Genomic DNA, 14,258 nt, shown 5'->3' with positions numbered 1-14,258 from the left:
ACCGGCGCCCCCACCCGGTGCATGCGGGAGCCGTTCCACGGGTGACGCGGCAGGCGGCCCCTTCCGGGCCCCCATCGGGCGTACGAGCGCTGACTCAGCCCGGGGCCCGGACGTGCACCTCCACCGCGTGCCACCCGGTCGCCCCGTCCGGCACGGTCGCGGCCCGTACCCCCGTCTGGACGGCGCCCGTCCCGTCCGTCGCCCGGACCTCCAGCGTGTGCGGCCCGGCCGTCGCCTCCCACGGCCACACCCACTGCCGCCACGTGTCCACGCCGTCCGCCGCCCCGAGCCGTGCCTCCTGCCAGGGGCCGCCGTCCACCCGTACCTCGACCCGCCGGATCCCCCGGTGCTGCGCCCACGCGACCCCCGCCACCGCCACCCGGCCGGGCCGCACGGCGGCGTACGGGCGCGGGGTGTCGATCCTCGACTGCGTCTTGACCGGGGCCTGCTGCGCCCAGTCCCGGCGGACCCAGTAGGCGTCGTACGCGGCGAAGGTCGTCAGCCGCAGCTCGGTCAGCCATTTGCAGGCCGAGACGTAGCCGTACAGGCCCGGTACGACCATCCGGACGGGGAAGCCGTGCGCGAAGGGCAGCGGTTCGCCGTTCATCCCCACGGCCAGCAGCGCCGCCCGGCCGTCCATGACGGTCTCGACGGGCGTGCCCAGCGTCATGCCGTCGACGGAACGGGCCACGAGCTGGTCGGCCGGGCCGCCGCCGGACGGAGGCCGCACCCCGGCCTCGCGGAGCAGGTCCGCGAGGCGTACGCCGAGCCAGCGGGCGTTGCCCGCGTACGGCCCGCCGACCTCGTTCGACACGCAGCACAGGGTGATGTCGTGTTCGACCAGGGACCGGGCGAGCAGCTCGCGCAGGCCGAGGGTGAGGGGGCGCGGGACCCCCTCCCCGTGGATGCGGAGCCGCCAGGTGTCGGCGTCCACGCGGGGCACGACCAGGGCGGTGTCCACCCGGTAGAAGTCCTTGGCCGGGGTGATGAAGGGGGAGAGCCCGGGCACGCGCAGGTTGGCACCGGCCGGCACCGGCGGGGCGGGCACGGTGGGCGGCGGGAGGACCAGGCTCGCTCGGGAGGCCGTGGCTCCGGCCGAGCCGCGGGCGCCGAGGCGCCGTCCGGCGATACCGGCGGCGGACGACACCGCCAGCACGCCGACGACCAGCCGGCCGAAGCCGCGCCGGTCCATCGTCCAGGCGCCGCCGGGCGGTGCCCGGTCCGGCCGGGGCCGGGTGGCCGCCGTGACCAGCAGCGCCAGCGCACCGGCCGCCGCGAGGCCGCCGGCGAGCGAGGGCAGCGCGTCCTGCCACCCGGCCTCGGGCCTGCTGAGCGCGGCCGCCGCACCCAGCAGCCCGAAGCCGCCCGCGACCGCGACGCCGACGGGCAGGCTGCGTACGGCGAGCAGTCCGGCCCCCGCGGCCACCGCGGCGAGGACGGCGACGACGCCGATCGTCAGCACCGTCTTGTCTGCGGCGCCGAACACGGCGATGGCCCACTCCCGGACCGCCTGAGGCGTCAGGTCGACCACCACCGCGCCGACGGCGGTCACCGGGGAGGCCTCGGGCCGGACCGCCGCCGCGACCAGCTCCGCCACCGCCAGGCCGGCGAACGCGGCGACGATCCCGCAGGCGGCACCCACCGCTCGCCGCGGTCCACCGGAACCGGCTCGGTCTGCCTTCACACCGCCAGTCTGCCCCGGGCCCCGGCGCGGTGCGTCCTCGCCACGGGGAGCGGAGCCCGTCCGTGCGTCAGTGCATCAGTGCACGGGCGCCGGCGGCACCCAGCGCCCGGTGCGCGGCGCCTTCACCCCGTAGTCGCCCTTCAGCTCCGCGGGGATGGCGTGGTGCATGACCCTGCCCCGGGTCAGGGAGGCCAGCTCGAAGCCGGAGAGCAGCGAGCCGGCCTTGTCGAGCGCCCACTCCGCGTACGGGCTGCTGTCCTCGATGGTCTCCAGCAGCCCGAGGAACACCGGCACCGCCTTCGCCGCCGTGTCCCAGGCGGTGCGCGGGATCTCCAGCCAGTCGCCGATGGTGTCGCCGACGAGGAACCGGACGGTGGCGGGGACCATCGGGTCGAAGAAGGTGCCCGGGACCACGTCCTCGTACATGCGCATCAGCTGGGCGTTGAGGCGGACGCCCTCGGGCGACGGGCCGAGGTTGCGCAGGAGGTAGAGGTCGCAGTAGTCGCGGGCCTCGGCGAGGCTCTCCGGCACCGCCGACATGTCGCAGCCGAGCATGGCGCCCACGACCCGCCAGGCGTAGAAGTAGGCCTCGGCGCCGTCCTCGCTCATGTGGATGCCGAGCCGGTGCATGGCATCGAGGACCAGCAGCGAGAAGCAGATCTGCCCGCCGATCATGTCCTCCTGGCAGATGGGCACGCCGTCCTTCTCGACGTCCCAGTGGCCGCCCTGGCGCAGGTGGTGGCGGACCGCCGCGTGCAGCAGCCGCACCTTCTGCGCGGCGGGGATGAACTTGCTGCCCTCCGCGAAGGAGTTCGTCTGCATGAGGTAGGTGACGAACTGGCCGGTGTTGGCCATCCGGCGCGAGGGGTACGCCATCGAGTGGGTCGAGGCCAGCAGCCGGGAGAGCCGGGGAACGGCGTAGGTCGCGGGCATGGCCGCGAAGGACAGGCCGGTGTTGATGTGGGCCGCGTTGTCCATGAAGAACAGCCTGGCCTGCTCCATCACGTCCCAGTCCACCCAGCTCGGGGGCATGGCGGTCGCCTCGAAGTAGGCGCGCGCGGACTGCGGGAGCTGCTCGGGGAGCTTGTCGCCGGCGGTGGTGAAGAACCGCATCAGGGTGTTGAGGTCGCCGACCTCCTCGCGGCGGAACATCTCGGCGACGGTCTCGTCGGCGAGCGGATCGCCCTGCGTGCTCAGGGCGTCGAGGGCGGCGTGGTCGTAACGGGGGCGCGCCGGTGCGGCCTTGGTTGCGTTGGCGTTCACGTGGGTCGTCCTTGTCGTCTTCTTCGGGTGCGGGGCGGCAGGAAGGGGCGTCTTCACCGGTCCGCTACAGGGAGCGGTCGGCGGCGGTCGCGGCCAGCCCGTTCAGCGCGGACCGGGCCTCCGCGGGCATCGGGGCGAGGTCCAGCGCGGCCTCGGCCCGGCCGATGCGCTCGCGGATCATGTCCTCCACCCGCTGTCTGGCCCCGCACCGCTCCATCAGCTCGCGGACCGACGAGGCCTCTTCCTCGCACAGCTCGGGGTTGCCGACCAGCTTGGCGAGCAGCCGGCGGTCGTCGGGGCCGGCCGCCGCCACGGTCAGGGCGAGCAGGGCCGTGGGTTTGGCGTCCCGCAGGTCGTCCAGGTTCGACTTGCCGGTCCGTGCCGGGTCGCCGAACGTTCCCAGCAGGTCGTCCCGCAGCTGGAAGGCCTCGCCGAGCGGGAGGCCGTAGCCGGTGAAGGCGTCCAGCAGGGCGCCGGAGCCGCCGCCGAGGGTGGCGCCGAGGTGCAGGGGCCGCTCCACCGTGTACTTGGCCGTCTTGAAGCGGGCGACCTCCAGCGACTCCGCCACCAGCGGTTCCCGGTCCGCTCCCGCCTCGGTGCGCAGCACCTCCAGGAACTCGCCCGCCATCGTCTCGCGGAGCAGCGTGGACCAGAGGGGGACGGTCCGGGCCAGGTACGCGCCGGGGAGCCCGCAGGAGGTGAAGACGTGCCCGGCGTACCCCATCAGCAGGTCGCCGAGGATCATCGCGAGGGCGGTGGAGCGCTGCCCGTTGGCGGCGAAGGCGGCGTGCGCGGTGAGCTGCCCGTGCCGCATCCGGCTGTCGTCGATGATGTCGTCGTGGGTGCAGGCCGCCGCGTGGACGAGCTCCATGGCGGCCGCGGCACGGATCACCCCTTCGCAGTCCGGCTGGCCCGCCGCCCGCCACCCCCAGTACAGGAACGCGGCCCGGATGCGCTTGCCCTGCGCCAGTGACCGGCGTAACTGCTCCGAGAGCGGGCTGAGTTCGGCATGCAGGCCGAGCAGGGCCCGCTCCTCGTCGTCGGCCAGCCGGACCAGCACCTCGTCGATGCGCTCCTTGAAGCCGGTGTGGTCATGCACAGGGGCGGCCCTCGGAGGTGGTCCGCTCCGCGGCGCGCCGGGCCATGGTCTCCAGGTAGTTCTCGTCGCCCATGCCTGCCCGGCGGGTGGCCAGTTCGCCGCGCTTGCGCAGCTCCACCACCCCGTCGGTGAGCAGCTCGCGCAGGTCGGCGCGGCGCAGCGCGTCCTGCGCCCGGTCGGCGGTCTGCCGCAGCTGGTCGAGGGCCAGGTCGGCCACCCCTGCGGCGAGCAGCGTCAGCAGTTCCAGGGACGCGGCGGCGGAGCCGGCGCCCGCGGGCCGCTCCTGCTGCTGGTCCTGTTCCCGCCGGTAGGCGGACTGGTCGTGTTCGGTCTGGGACATGCTCGGGTGCACTCCTGGTCGCGTCGCGCCTCGTGGCATCGGAAGGGGCGGCCACCGGATCGCTCCGGTGGCCGCCCCTGGTCTTCTCCGGGCCAGTCAATCGAGTGCCGTCCCCGCGCGGCGAACCGCAGCCCGCCATCTCCCCCGCACGAGCGCGGACTTTCCCCCTGGCGGGTGATCATCCGGTGATCGGGCGATCACCGCCCCTGCAGGTGGTGTAGGCCGTGTCATGGTCAGCCGGTGGCCGCCGCCGGCGGGAGGGCAGCCGCGACCGCTGCGGCCAGCCGGTACGGATCCCCGCTCGGCCGGTCCGGATGCCGGGTGGTCCGCGTGGCCCACTCCTGCTCGAAGGCGTGCCAGTCGATCTCCCGCGGCGCGGCCCCGGCGGCGAGCGCCTCGTCCAGCGTCGCGAAGTAGGCCGCCCAGCGCGGGGCGTACAACTCCGAGATCAGGCCGCTCCATTCGCGGTTGGCGTAGTCGTGCAGGAACCCGCCCTCGCTGGTGCCGCGCCGGCCCCAGACGCTCAGCAGCGAGCGGACGTCGTACTCGTACCGGTCCTGCTCGGCCCGGTCGGCGCCCCAGGAGCGGGCCCGGGAGAGCCACGTTCCGAGGAGCAGGTTCGGGTCGGATCCGGTCACCTGGTCCAACAGCCGCATCCCGTCCTGCCATTCGGCCGTCAGGGTGCGCAAACGGGTCCGGTCCTTGGCCTCGTAGGCCGCCTTGATCTTCGGAAGCAGTACCCGCGAGTGGTTGGCGAGGGCCTGCCGGGCGGTGTCCACGAGGTCGAAGCGGTAGGCGCTGGAGCCGCGCAGCGCGGGATCCACCTTCAGCAGGTGGTCCAGCGCCCGGCGCACCGAACCGGCGGGATAGCGCATCGACTTGGGGCTCCAGTGGGCCGCCCCCACCGAGGACAGGCTCGGGCGGGCGCTGAACAGGCTGTCCTGCGACTCCGACCACAGCCCCGAGGAGGTGCTGTACGGGCCCTTGCGGAGCTCCTCCCAGGCGGCGGCGGCCTCGGCGTCGGCCCGGCCGTAGCGGCGGGCCGCGAAACCGGCGAACCACGCGCGCTGGTCGACCGGCCCGGGATCCCAGGCGAGGTCGGTGAAGAGGTCGAAGGCCGCCGGGTTGGTCCCGGTGGCCTCCGGCAGGTAGGCGATGCCCGTCAGGGCGCTGTTGCTCTTCGCGCGCCAGGGGCCGAAGCGTTCCAGCCACACCGAGGTGTTGGCGCCGATCGTGGTGTGTCCGCCGAAGTTGTAGATGGTGCCCATCGCGTACGGGGCGCCGCCCCAGCGCTGCTCGCGGTCCAGCCGGTTGTACCGGTCGGACAGCCCGTCCAGGATCAGCAGCTTCGAGGTGTCCACCCCGGCCAGCAGCTCCGCGGTCGGATCGTCCTGCCAGCCCAGTACGGCCCACAGCGCGCCGGGGTGGGCGGCGTGCAGGGCGTCCTGGATGGCCCTCGCGGCCGCGCCGACGTCGACGGAGCCGGTCTGCCCGCCCTCGTGCAGCGGGCTCATCCGGTACATCGCGCTGTCCCCGAACACCGCGCGCTGTTCCGCGTAGTAGGCGGCGGCCAGCTTCGCGAAGACGGGCGACGCGGGATCCAGCCAGTCAGGGCGGTCGAAGCCGGCCCAGTCGCCCTGCGCGACGGTGGCCGCACCGGCGTTGCGTGCGGCGAAGCCGGGCGGCACGGTGCCGAAGTAGCCGGGCAGTACCGGGGTCATGCCGAGCCCGCGCAACTGCTCGGCGATCCGGCCGCCGAGCTCCGCGCGTTCGCGCATCAGCCGTTCCGAGACGGGGCCGCCGAAGCCGCTCAGGTTCTGCAGCAGCCACCAGCTCTGGTGCCCGGGGCCGGGGATCCACTGCCGCAGCTCCTCGGCCGAATACCCGAACCCCTGGAGCGCCCGGTAGTACGGGTACTCCGCCCCGACCTGCACGAACACCTCGTTGATGCCGTGCAGGGCGAGCAGGTCGATCTGCCGCTGGTGCTCCTCGAAGGTGCGGTACGGGCCCGAGTAGCCGTCGTCGGTGTCGTTGAGGGCGTACCGGTGGGGGACCTGTGCGGCGCGGGTGACCGGTGCCGGTACGGCCGGCAGCCGGGCGGGCAGCATCCCGATGCTCTCGCCGGGCCAGCCGATGTCGGCCCCGGCGACGTGCTGGAGGTACCAGCCGACGCCCGTGAGCAGGGTGGCACCGGTGCTGCCGCGCACGGTGATCGCCCCGGCGGTCCCGGACACGGTGAAGGTGTCGGGCCCGGCGGCCGGGTCGGGCACCAGGGTGAACTGCCGCGCGTGCCGCGGGAGCAGCCGCTGCAGGGCCGCCCGGGCGGGCGCGGTGTCGAAGGTCGCGGCCCGTCGCGCCGGCACGGGTGCGGCGGCCCGTGCCGGGGGCCGCGGGTCCGCCCGTACGTCGGCACGTGCGGGCACCCCCGCGCAGATCACGGCCAGCAGTGCCGCGGGGAGCGCGGCGAGGGCGACCGGGCGGGGGGCGGGCAGCCGGCGTCCGCGTCGTGGCATCGGGTCCGGCTCCGGTTTCGGTTTCGGTTTCGTGTTGCTCATGCGTTCACCCGCGCCTCAGACCGGCAGGGACCAGGCCTGGTCGACCCGGTGGTCGCCGCAGGGGGTCAGCCGCAGCCGCTCGGCGGGGGCGTCGGGCGTGGCGGCCGCGGCGGGCGCGGTCAGGCACAGCCCGCTGACCTCCTCCACCAGGGCCCCGTCCCGGCGGTGGGACCAGCTCTGGCCGGGCTGCCCGTTCTGCCGGGGCCCGCAGTCGGCCAGCTCCACCGAGCCGCCCTCGCCCGCCGACAGGCATTCGCCGGCGAGCCGCAGGCGGGTGTCGTCGCCCAGGAACCACCGCTGGTCGGGGGCTCCGGTGCAGGCCGCCATCACGACCGCGCCGACACCGCTGGTGTTCGCCCCGTCCGCGCAGCGGGCGCCGTCACCGACGATCTGCCCGGTCGGGACGGCCTCGGCGCAGCCGCGCGGGCTGAGCCGCCACACGGCGGTGTCGTGGCCGGCCAGCTTCCCGGTCAGCGCGTCGGAGACCTCGGCGCGCGCACCGCTCCACAGGTCCTGGGCGTCGGCCGTGCACTCGGCCAGGCCGATCTCGTCGAGCGGGACCCGGATGTCGCGGGTGTTCGCCGAGCGGTTGAGCACGGCCACCGCCCGGTCGCCGTTCGCGAGGGGGCGGACCAGGATCTCGAAGGTGGCGTTGGAGGAGACCACGGAGCCCTGACGGCCCATCGGGTCCTGGTCCAGTGCGATCATCCGGGTGTTGCCGAGGGCGGCGAGCCCCGCCGGGGTCAGCTTGGAGACCTCGGAGGACAGGATGAAGGGAGCCGCCATCATGGCCCACAGGGCGACCTGGCTGCGGCTCTCGGCGGCCGTGAGGCCGGGGGCCCCCGCGAGGAGGAAGTCGGGGTCGTTCCAGTTGCCGGGGCCGGCGTAGCGGCCGAGCCAGCGGTTGTATCCGTAGTTGCCCAGGACCGAGCTCCACCGGGAGGTGGCGGGCGCGGCCGGGTTGTAGACCTTGATGTCCTTGCCCTCGCGCCACAGCTGGCCGGTCTCGCCGACCCAGCCGAGCACCCGGTGCCAGTCGGAGCCGCCCCATTCGCCCTGCTGGAAGTAGGCGGGCGCGGAGGCGGACAGGATCATGTCCCGGCCGCTCTCGCGCAGGGCCTTCGCGACGGCGTTGTAGGCGTCCCGGTAGGCCTGCTCCTTCGTGCGGCCCTCCGGAACCCACAGGTTGCAGCCGTCCATCTTGACGTAGTCCACCTTCCAGGAGGCGAACTGCCGTGCGTCCCGGGCGTAGTGGTCGGCCCCTCCGCCCTGGGGAGCGCCGCTGCCCGGGTACTTCTCGCAGGTGAGGGAGCCGGCGTCCTGGTAGATGCCGAACTTCAGGCCCTTGGCGTGCAGGTACTCGCCGAGCCAGGCCATGCCGTGCGGGAACCTGGCCGTGTCGACCACCAGGTTCCCCTGCGCGTCGCGGCTCTTGGTCATCCAGCAGTCGTCGACGGTCACCGTGTCGTAGCCCTTGGCCGCGAGTCCCGTGGAGACGAGCGCATCGGCGTTGGCGACCACCTTGGCCTCGTCGATGTCGCACATGTAGTGCGCCCAGTTGTTCCAGCCCATGGGAGGGGTGAGCGCGAGCGGGGTGTCCGAGGTCGCCCGGGGCTCCGCCGCCACCGGGGCGGGGGAGAGCGCGAGGGCAAACAGGGCGGCCGCGGTCAGACAGGGGAGCGTTGCGCGCAGGCGAGGCGGCACTGGGTCTCCTTGACGTGGGGGCAGTCGTGGGCCCAGTGCACCGAGGCGACTACTCAGTGTCAACGCAAGTCGCTGGTTGTCGGCTGATGACCAGCAATATGGCTGCAATTGATGTCACACGAAAGAGGAGATACGGCGTATGATACGTTGTATCCATGCCGAGGAGATCCGACGCCCTGGACCGTGCGACACCCGGAGCCATCGCCGTGGCCGCCCTGCGGATCCTCGACGAGGAGGGGCCGCAGCGCCTCAGCTTCCGCACCCTCGCCGACCGCCTCGACGTCTCGCACGCCACCGTCCAGCGCCGCTGCACGGACCTCGCCGGACTGCTCGACCTGTGCACCGAGCACCTGGCCGCCCAGCTGCCCGAGATCCCCGCCGGCACCGACTGGGCACAGGCCACCGAGCAGCGGTTCCGGGCGCTGTACCTGCTGCTCACCACCCACCCCGGACTGCTCGTGCTGCGCGGCGGCCGGCCCTGGCTCGGCCGGCAGCTGCTGGCGCGGCTGGTCGAGCCGGCCCTCGCCGACAGCGTCGCCGCCGGCATGACCGTCACCGAGGCGATCACCGCATACCGCCGCATGTACCTGCTCACCCTGGGCAGCGCGGCCTTCGTGGACCACCGGGATCCGGCCACGGTCACCTCCGCCTCGCGCGCGGCTCTGGCCGCACTCGATCCCGAGGAGTTCCCCGTGCTCTCCGGCGGACTGGCCGACGTACTGCCGGTCCTGACGGACCACGAGGTGTACTACGGCGCCCTGCGCCAGCTGATCGAGGCCGTCCGGCCCGCCACCTGATGGGGAGACCGACCATGGAACGTCCGCAGCAGCTCGACTACGCCGCCGTGCGCGCCGCCGCCGCACGGATCGAGGGCGGGGTGCGGCCCGTCACCGTGGCCCCCGCGGCCGACGGCGTCTGGTACGCGCTGGAGTACCTCCAGCACACCGGCAGCTTCAAGGCGCGCGGCGCCCGCAACTTCCTCGCCGCCCACCACGACGCCGCCACCCTCCCGGCCGCGGGCGTCACCATCGCCTCCGGCGGCAACGCCGGCCTGGCCTGCGCCTGGGCCGCCCGCGCGCTGGCCGTGCCCGCGACGGTCTTCCTGCCCGCCAACGCCCCGCGCGTGAAGGTGGAACGGCTGCGCGGCTACGGGGCCGACGTCCGGCTCGTCGGCGACCGGTACGCCGAAGCGCTCGCCGCCTGCCGGGAGTTCGCCGCCGCGAGCGGGGCGCTGAGCAGCCACGCCTACGACCATCCGCTCATCGCGGCCGGCGCCGGGACCCTGCTCGACGAGATCCGCGACGCCCTGCCCGGGCTGGACACCGTGGTCGTCGCCGTGGGCGGCGGCGGACTGTTCGCGGGGGTGGCCACCGCCGCGCGCGAACACGGCGTACACGTCGTCGCGGCCGAACCGGAGAACTGCCGGGCCCTGAACGCGGCCCTGGAGGCGGGCCGGCCCGTCGACGTCGCCGTGGACTCCGTGGCGGCCGACTCCCTCGGAGCCACCCGCGTCTCGGCCGACGCGCTGGCGGCCGCACAGGCGAAGAACGTGACGTCGGTCCTCGTCCCCGACGAGGCGATCACGGCGGCCCGGCGTGCCGTCTGGGAGGAGCACCGGATCGTGGTCGAGGCCGGCGCGGCCACCGCCCTGGCGGCCCTGCGCGAGGCGCCGGAGCCGCTGGGGGAGCGGGTCGCCGTCATCCTGTGCGGGGCCAACACGGACCCGCGGGACCTGGCGGGACCGGCGGCCTGAGGCCGTCCGCCGGCGGTCAGGCCCCGCCGCCGTCCTCGCTCCCGCGCACGACCACCACCGTGCCGGCGGAGTACTGCACGACCTGCTGGCTCACCGAACCCAGCAACGCGCCCTTGAAGCCGCCGTACCCGCGGGTCCCGACGACCGTCAGGTGCGCCTCCTTCGAGGCGTCCACCAGGACCTGCGCCGGCGAGCCCTGCTCGACGCGGCGGAAGACCGGTACGCCGGGGGAGGCGCCGACGGCCGCGGCGACGGTGTCCGCCAGCTTCCGGCGGGCCGCCTCCTCGGCCGTCTCCGCCTCCTGCTCGGCGAGCTGGGCCTCCGCCATGCCGATGGCGAAGGGATTGCGGTTCCACTCCCAGGCCATGACGGCGTGTACCCGGCCGCCCATCAGCCGGGCCTGCTCCACGGCCCAGCGCACGGCCTCCTTGGAATGGTCGGAACCGTCCACGCCGACGACGATCAGCGGTTCGATGGTGGGCTCGCTCACGATGGGTTCCTCTCGTTCCGCCCGGAAGGTCGATCTTCTCCCTGTATACACGCAACGCCGGGCCGACCTCGAAAGACGATCGTTGCGGCGGGTGACGACTTTCGAGGACAGCCCGCGGCCCGCGTCCCTTGCGAGGGTGTGAGCGTCCAGGCGATCGACGCCGGACGCGAAGCGACTTGGAGGAACGGGCGTGGCTCAGCGCAAGGGTTGTCTGATCGGCTGCGGTGTGGCGCTGGTGCTGGGCATCGGTGTCGTCGCCGCGGTGGTCTTCGGCATGGGGAAGCTCGTCGACGTGGCGGACAAGAGCATGGTCGACCCCGCGGTCTACGAGGGCGTGAAGACCGGTGACGCGGAGAGCGACGTCCGCGCGAAGCTCCCGTCGGGCGAGAGCTTCGTCAAGAGCGCCCTCAAGGAGGGCGGACCGGTCGAGCCCGACGGCAGCACCTGCGCCTGGTACATCTCCACCGGCGACGCCGACATGGGCAGCGAGACGGTGCTCCGCTTCTGCTTCAAGGACGGCAAGCTCGCGGAGAAGACCAAGTACCCGATGAAGTAGCCGCGTCGGCTGCCGCCCGGGACGCCGGCCGCCCGGGTCGTCAGCCGGCCGGGGCGGCGGGCGCCGCGAGCACGGCCGCGTTGCGGATGTCGCGGGGCGCCCGCCCGTCCCAGCGCCGCACCGCCCGGCGCAGCGCCCGCATGTCGCTGTACCCGACCCGGGCGGCGATCACCTGCAGCGGCAGATCGGTGCTGCGCAGCAGCTCCATCGTCCGCTCCTGGCGCACGGATTCGACCTCCTCGCGCCAGGTCGTACCGAGCTCCCGCAGCCGCCGTTGCAGCGTGCGCGGGCTCATCGCCAGCCGTCCCGCCACGTGCTCCAGGTTCACGGCGTCCTCCCGGAAGGCGCCGGCGAGCACCATCCGGAAGCTGTCCTGCCAGAGCATGACCGGCTGGGCGGCCGCCAGGGTCAGCCGGGCCTGCTGCACCAGGAGCCGGTCCAGCCCCGGCTGCGCCTTGGGCAACGGCGCGCGTACGTCGTCGTCGTGGAAGGTGATCGAGTTGTACGGCGCCCCGAAGTCGATGCGGGTGGTGCCGAAGAACTCCGCCAGCCGCCGGTATCCGCCGGGCGCGCCGTGCGTGACGCCGACGCGCAGCGGCACGAGGGCCCGCCCGGTGGCGGCCCGCGCCCGGGTCAGGAACATGGCCAGCGCGAACCAGTCGATCGCCTCCACCACGTCGGGGCCCCAACTGCCCGTCGCATGACGGATGGTGAGGCTGCGCCCGTCCTCCTCGACGAGGAGCTTCTCGTGCGCCGGGTCGCCGATGACCGCGTTGTACTCCACCACCTGCTTCAGGGACTCCCGCAGGCTGGGCCCGCTGGTGACCAGGTAGTCCCAGAGCCCGAACGTACCGATCGGCGCCTCGTCGGTGAGGAGGGCGCCGACCACTGTTCCGGGCTCGGTGAGCGTCAGCTCCTCCCACACGGCCAGCGCCGACGGGGTCGAGACCCGGGCCAGTTCGTTGCCCAGCACCTCGGGGCCGAGGTCGTGGAACCGGGCGAACCTGCCCATGTCCCCGCCCGACCGGTGCAGGGCGTCGACGATGAACCGCGCGAGGTGCACGGATATGGTGCCGTGGGCGTGGTGAGGCTGCATAGGGCGGGTGACGCTACCAGCCGCCCGGGCCGACTTCCCCGTGCGACGCGCGGCTTGGCGCCCGGACGCCCCCGCACGGCGTGAAACGCGCGCTCCCGGCACGCCGCGGTTCCCCGGTGGCGCCGGGGGTTCCCTCGCTGACGCGTGCAGGTCCTTACGGGCACCCGAGGGAGCTGCCTACCGTGGCGGCGATCACGGGGACGCGGATCGCCGACCCCCCTGCGCACGTGCCGTGATCGTGACGAGACCACCGAGTCGAAGGATCCGACGTGACGTTCTCACCTGCCTACTGGCAGAGCCGCCTCGACGCGTTGCGCGCCGCCCACCACGTCCCGGGAGCCACCCTCGCGGTGTTCGCCGACGGCCGGATCCACGAACTGGCGAGCGGCCTGCTGCACCGCGGAACAGGGGTGGAGGCCACCACCGACTCGGTGTTCCAGCTCGGCTCGATAGCCAAGATCTACACCGCCACGCTGGTCATGCAGCTCGTCGACGCCGGCCGCCTGGACCTGGACACGCCCGTCGCCGAGATCCTCCCGGAGTTCACCCCGGCCGCCGCCCCCGGGACGGACAAGGAGATCACCGTACGCCGGCTGCTCAGCCACACCGCCGGGCTCACCTGCGACTTCACCTACGACAGCGGGCGCGGCGACGACTGCCTGGCCGTCTACGTGCGGGCCGCCCGGAACGTGGCGCTCGACTGCCCGCCCGGCACCGCCGTCTCCTACAGCAGCGTCGGCTACAACGTCCTCGGCCGCATCGTCGAGGTCGTCACCGGACGCACCTGGGACCAGGCCCTGAAGGAGCGGATCGTCGCCCCGCTGGGACTGACCCACACCATGACCCTGCCCGAGGAGGCGCTGGCCTTCCGCACGGCGATGGGCCACCTCCCGGGCGAAGGCCCGGACCCCGAACCGGCACCGGCCTGGGACATGATGCCCCGTTCGGCCGGACCGTACGGCCGGGTCCTGGCGAGCGCCGCCGACGTGCTGCGCCTGGCCAAGATGCACCTCGACGGCGGCGCCACCGCGGACGGCACCCAGGTCCTCGGCGCCCGGGCCGTCGCGGCGATGCAGCGGTGGGAGGTCGACGTCCCCGACCGGTGGACGGTCAGCGCGGACGGCTGGGGGCTGGGATGGTCGCTCTACGACTGGAACGGAGTCCCCGGCTACGGGCACGACGGCGCCTCCATCGGCCAGTACGCCTACCTCCGCGTCGTCCCCGGAGCCGACGTCATCGTCGTCCTGCTCACCAACGGCGGCGGCGCACGCCGTCTCCACGCCGACCTGTTCCGCGAACTCCTCGCGGACCTCGCCGAAGTCCGCATGCCGCCGCCCTTCGCACCGCCCGCGCACCCGCCGACCGTCGACATGACCCCGCTGCTCGGCACCTACCGGCGCGAGGGCGTCGCCATCACGGTCGCCGTCGCCCCCGACGGCACCCCGCAGCTGCGCTACGAGTTCGTCGACGGCATGCGGGACTTCTCGCCGCCCCTGGAGATGGACCTCGTCCCGCTCAGCGCGACGGTGTTCGCAGCGACCGGCGCCGGCCCGTCCTTCAGCGAGGACTGGATGCCCGTCGTCTTCGCCGCCCTCGTCGACGGCACCCCCTGCTGCTACATCGGCATGCGCTGCGCCCCCCGGACGACCGCCTAGGCGTCTCGCTCGGGGAGGCCGACGGGGCGAAGAGGTCCGCGTCGGAGAGCCCTGGGGCGGGGA

At 73.9% G+C, this 14,258-nt stretch carries 12 protein-coding genes; 4 read left to right on the top strand and 8 right to left on the bottom strand.

The window, feature by feature from the left end:
* Nucleotides 1-94: 94 nt before the first annotated feature.
* From E6U81_RS20975 to E6U81_RS20950, 6 genes are all read right to left on the bottom strand, one after another.
* Nucleotides 95-1,684, bottom strand: a complete 1,590-nt coding sequence (locus tag E6U81_RS20975; RefSeq protein WP_240803934.1) for a molybdopterin-dependent oxidoreductase — start codon at nt 1,682-1,684, stop codon at nt 95-97.
* A 75-nt stretch (nt 1,685-1,759) separates the two neighbouring features.
* Nucleotides 1,760-2,947, bottom strand: a complete 1,188-nt coding sequence (locus tag E6U81_RS20970) for an oxygenase MpaB family protein (protein WP_240803933.1) — start codon at nt 2,945-2,947, stop codon at nt 1,760-1,762.
* Between the two features lie 64 nt (nt 2,948-3,011).
* Nucleotides 3,012-4,046 (bottom strand): polyprenyl synthetase family protein, encoded by a 1,035-nt coding sequence (locus E6U81_RS20965; RefSeq protein WP_136231631.1) that lies wholly within the window; start codon nt 4,044-4,046, stop codon nt 3,012-3,014.
* Nucleotides 4,039-4,386, bottom strand: coding sequence for a hypothetical protein (locus tag E6U81_RS20960; protein ID WP_206309983.1), 348 nt, complete (start codon nt 4,384-4,386; stop codon nt 4,039-4,041). Before E6U81_RS20960 ends, E6U81_RS20965 begins: the two co-directional genes overlap by 8 nt.
* Before the next feature lie 233 nt (nt 4,387-4,619).
* Complete coding sequence (locus E6U81_RS20955; RefSeq protein ID WP_136231630.1) at nt 4,620-6,899, bottom strand: alpha-N-acetylglucosaminidase; 2,280 nt, start codon at nt 6,897-6,899, stop codon at nt 4,620-4,622.
* Nucleotides 6,900-6,956: 57 nt separating this feature from the next.
* Nucleotides 6,957-8,645: a ricin-type beta-trefoil lectin domain protein gene (locus E6U81_RS20950; RefSeq protein ID WP_240803932.1), complete on the bottom strand. Its 1,689-nt coding sequence runs from the start codon at nt 8,643-8,645 to the stop codon at nt 6,957-6,959.
* 155 nt (nt 8,646-8,800) lie between these two features.
* Here E6U81_RS20950 and E6U81_RS40530 point away from each other — a divergent pair, with 155 nt between their 5' ends.
* Nucleotides 8,801-9,442 (top strand): TetR/AcrR family transcriptional regulator, encoded by a 642-nt coding sequence (locus E6U81_RS40530; RefSeq protein ID WP_206309982.1) that lies wholly within the window; start codon nt 8,801-8,803, stop codon nt 9,440-9,442.
* A 14-nt stretch (nt 9,443-9,456) separates the two neighbouring features.
* On the top strand, nt 9,457-10,398 hold the full coding sequence (locus tag E6U81_RS20945) for a serine/threonine dehydratase (RefSeq protein ID WP_206309981.1): 942 nt from the start codon (nt 9,457-9,459) through the stop codon (nt 10,396-10,398).
* Nucleotides 10,399-10,414: 16 nt separating this feature from the next.
* On the opposite strand, the gene E6U81_RS20940 is transcribed toward E6U81_RS20945, so the two are convergent.
* Nucleotides 10,415-10,888 carry a universal stress protein gene (locus E6U81_RS20940; protein ID WP_240803931.1) on the bottom strand — a complete coding sequence of 158 codons (474 nt, stop codon included), beginning with the start codon at nt 10,886-10,888 and terminating at the stop codon, nt 10,415-10,417.
* 190 nt (nt 10,889-11,078) lie between these two features.
* Between E6U81_RS20940 and E6U81_RS20935 the strand changes: the two genes are divergently transcribed.
* Nucleotides 11,079-11,444: a hypothetical protein gene (locus E6U81_RS20935; RefSeq protein ID WP_136231629.1), complete on the top strand. Its 366-nt coding sequence runs from the start codon at nt 11,079-11,081 to the stop codon at nt 11,442-11,444.
* Between the two features lie 40 nt (nt 11,445-11,484).
* Here E6U81_RS20935 and E6U81_RS20930 read toward each other — a convergent pair whose 3' ends face one another.
* Complete coding sequence (locus E6U81_RS20930) at nt 11,485-12,540, bottom strand: AraC family transcriptional regulator (protein WP_136231628.1); 1,056 nt, start codon at nt 12,538-12,540, stop codon at nt 11,485-11,487.
* Between the two features lie 269 nt (nt 12,541-12,809).
* On the opposite strand from E6U81_RS20930, the gene E6U81_RS20925 reads away from it, so the two are divergent.
* Entirely contained in the window at nt 12,810-14,195 is a 1,386-nt protein-coding gene (locus E6U81_RS20925) for a serine hydrolase domain-containing protein (RefSeq protein WP_136231627.1), read from the top strand.
* Nucleotides 14,196-14,258 lie beyond the last annotated feature (63 nt).

The sequence above is a fragment of the Streptomyces sp. A0592 genome, assembly GCF_004795115.1.
Classification (GTDB): domain Bacteria; phylum Actinomycetota; class Actinomycetes; order Streptomycetales; family Streptomycetaceae; genus Streptomyces; species Streptomyces erythrochromogenes.
The sequence above is the reverse complement of the archived record's forward strand: the minus strand, read 5'-3'. Positions and strand labels throughout refer to the sequence as shown.

What these genes read in the sequence shown, in the direction of transcription:
- E6U81_RS20960 (WP_206309983.1), bottom strand. Translation starts at nt 4,386, where the DNA reads ATGTCCCAGACCGAACACGACCAGTCCGCCTACCGGCGGGAACAGGAC.
- E6U81_RS20955 (WP_136231630.1), bottom strand. Translation starts at nt 6,899, where the DNA reads ATGCCACGACGCGGACGCCGGCTGCCCGCCCCCCGCCCGGTCGCCCTC.
- E6U81_RS40530 (WP_206309982.1), top strand. Translation starts at nt 8,801, where the DNA reads ATGCCGAGGAGATCCGACGCCCTGGACCGTGCGACACCCGGAGCCATC.
- E6U81_RS20945 (WP_206309981.1), top strand. Translation starts at nt 9,457, where the DNA reads ATGGAACGTCCGCAGCAGCTCGACTACGCCGCCGTGCGCGCCGCCGCC.
- E6U81_RS20930 (WP_136231628.1), bottom strand. Translation starts at nt 12,540, where the DNA reads ATGCAGCCTCACCACGCCCACGGCACCATATCCGTGCACCTCGCGCGG.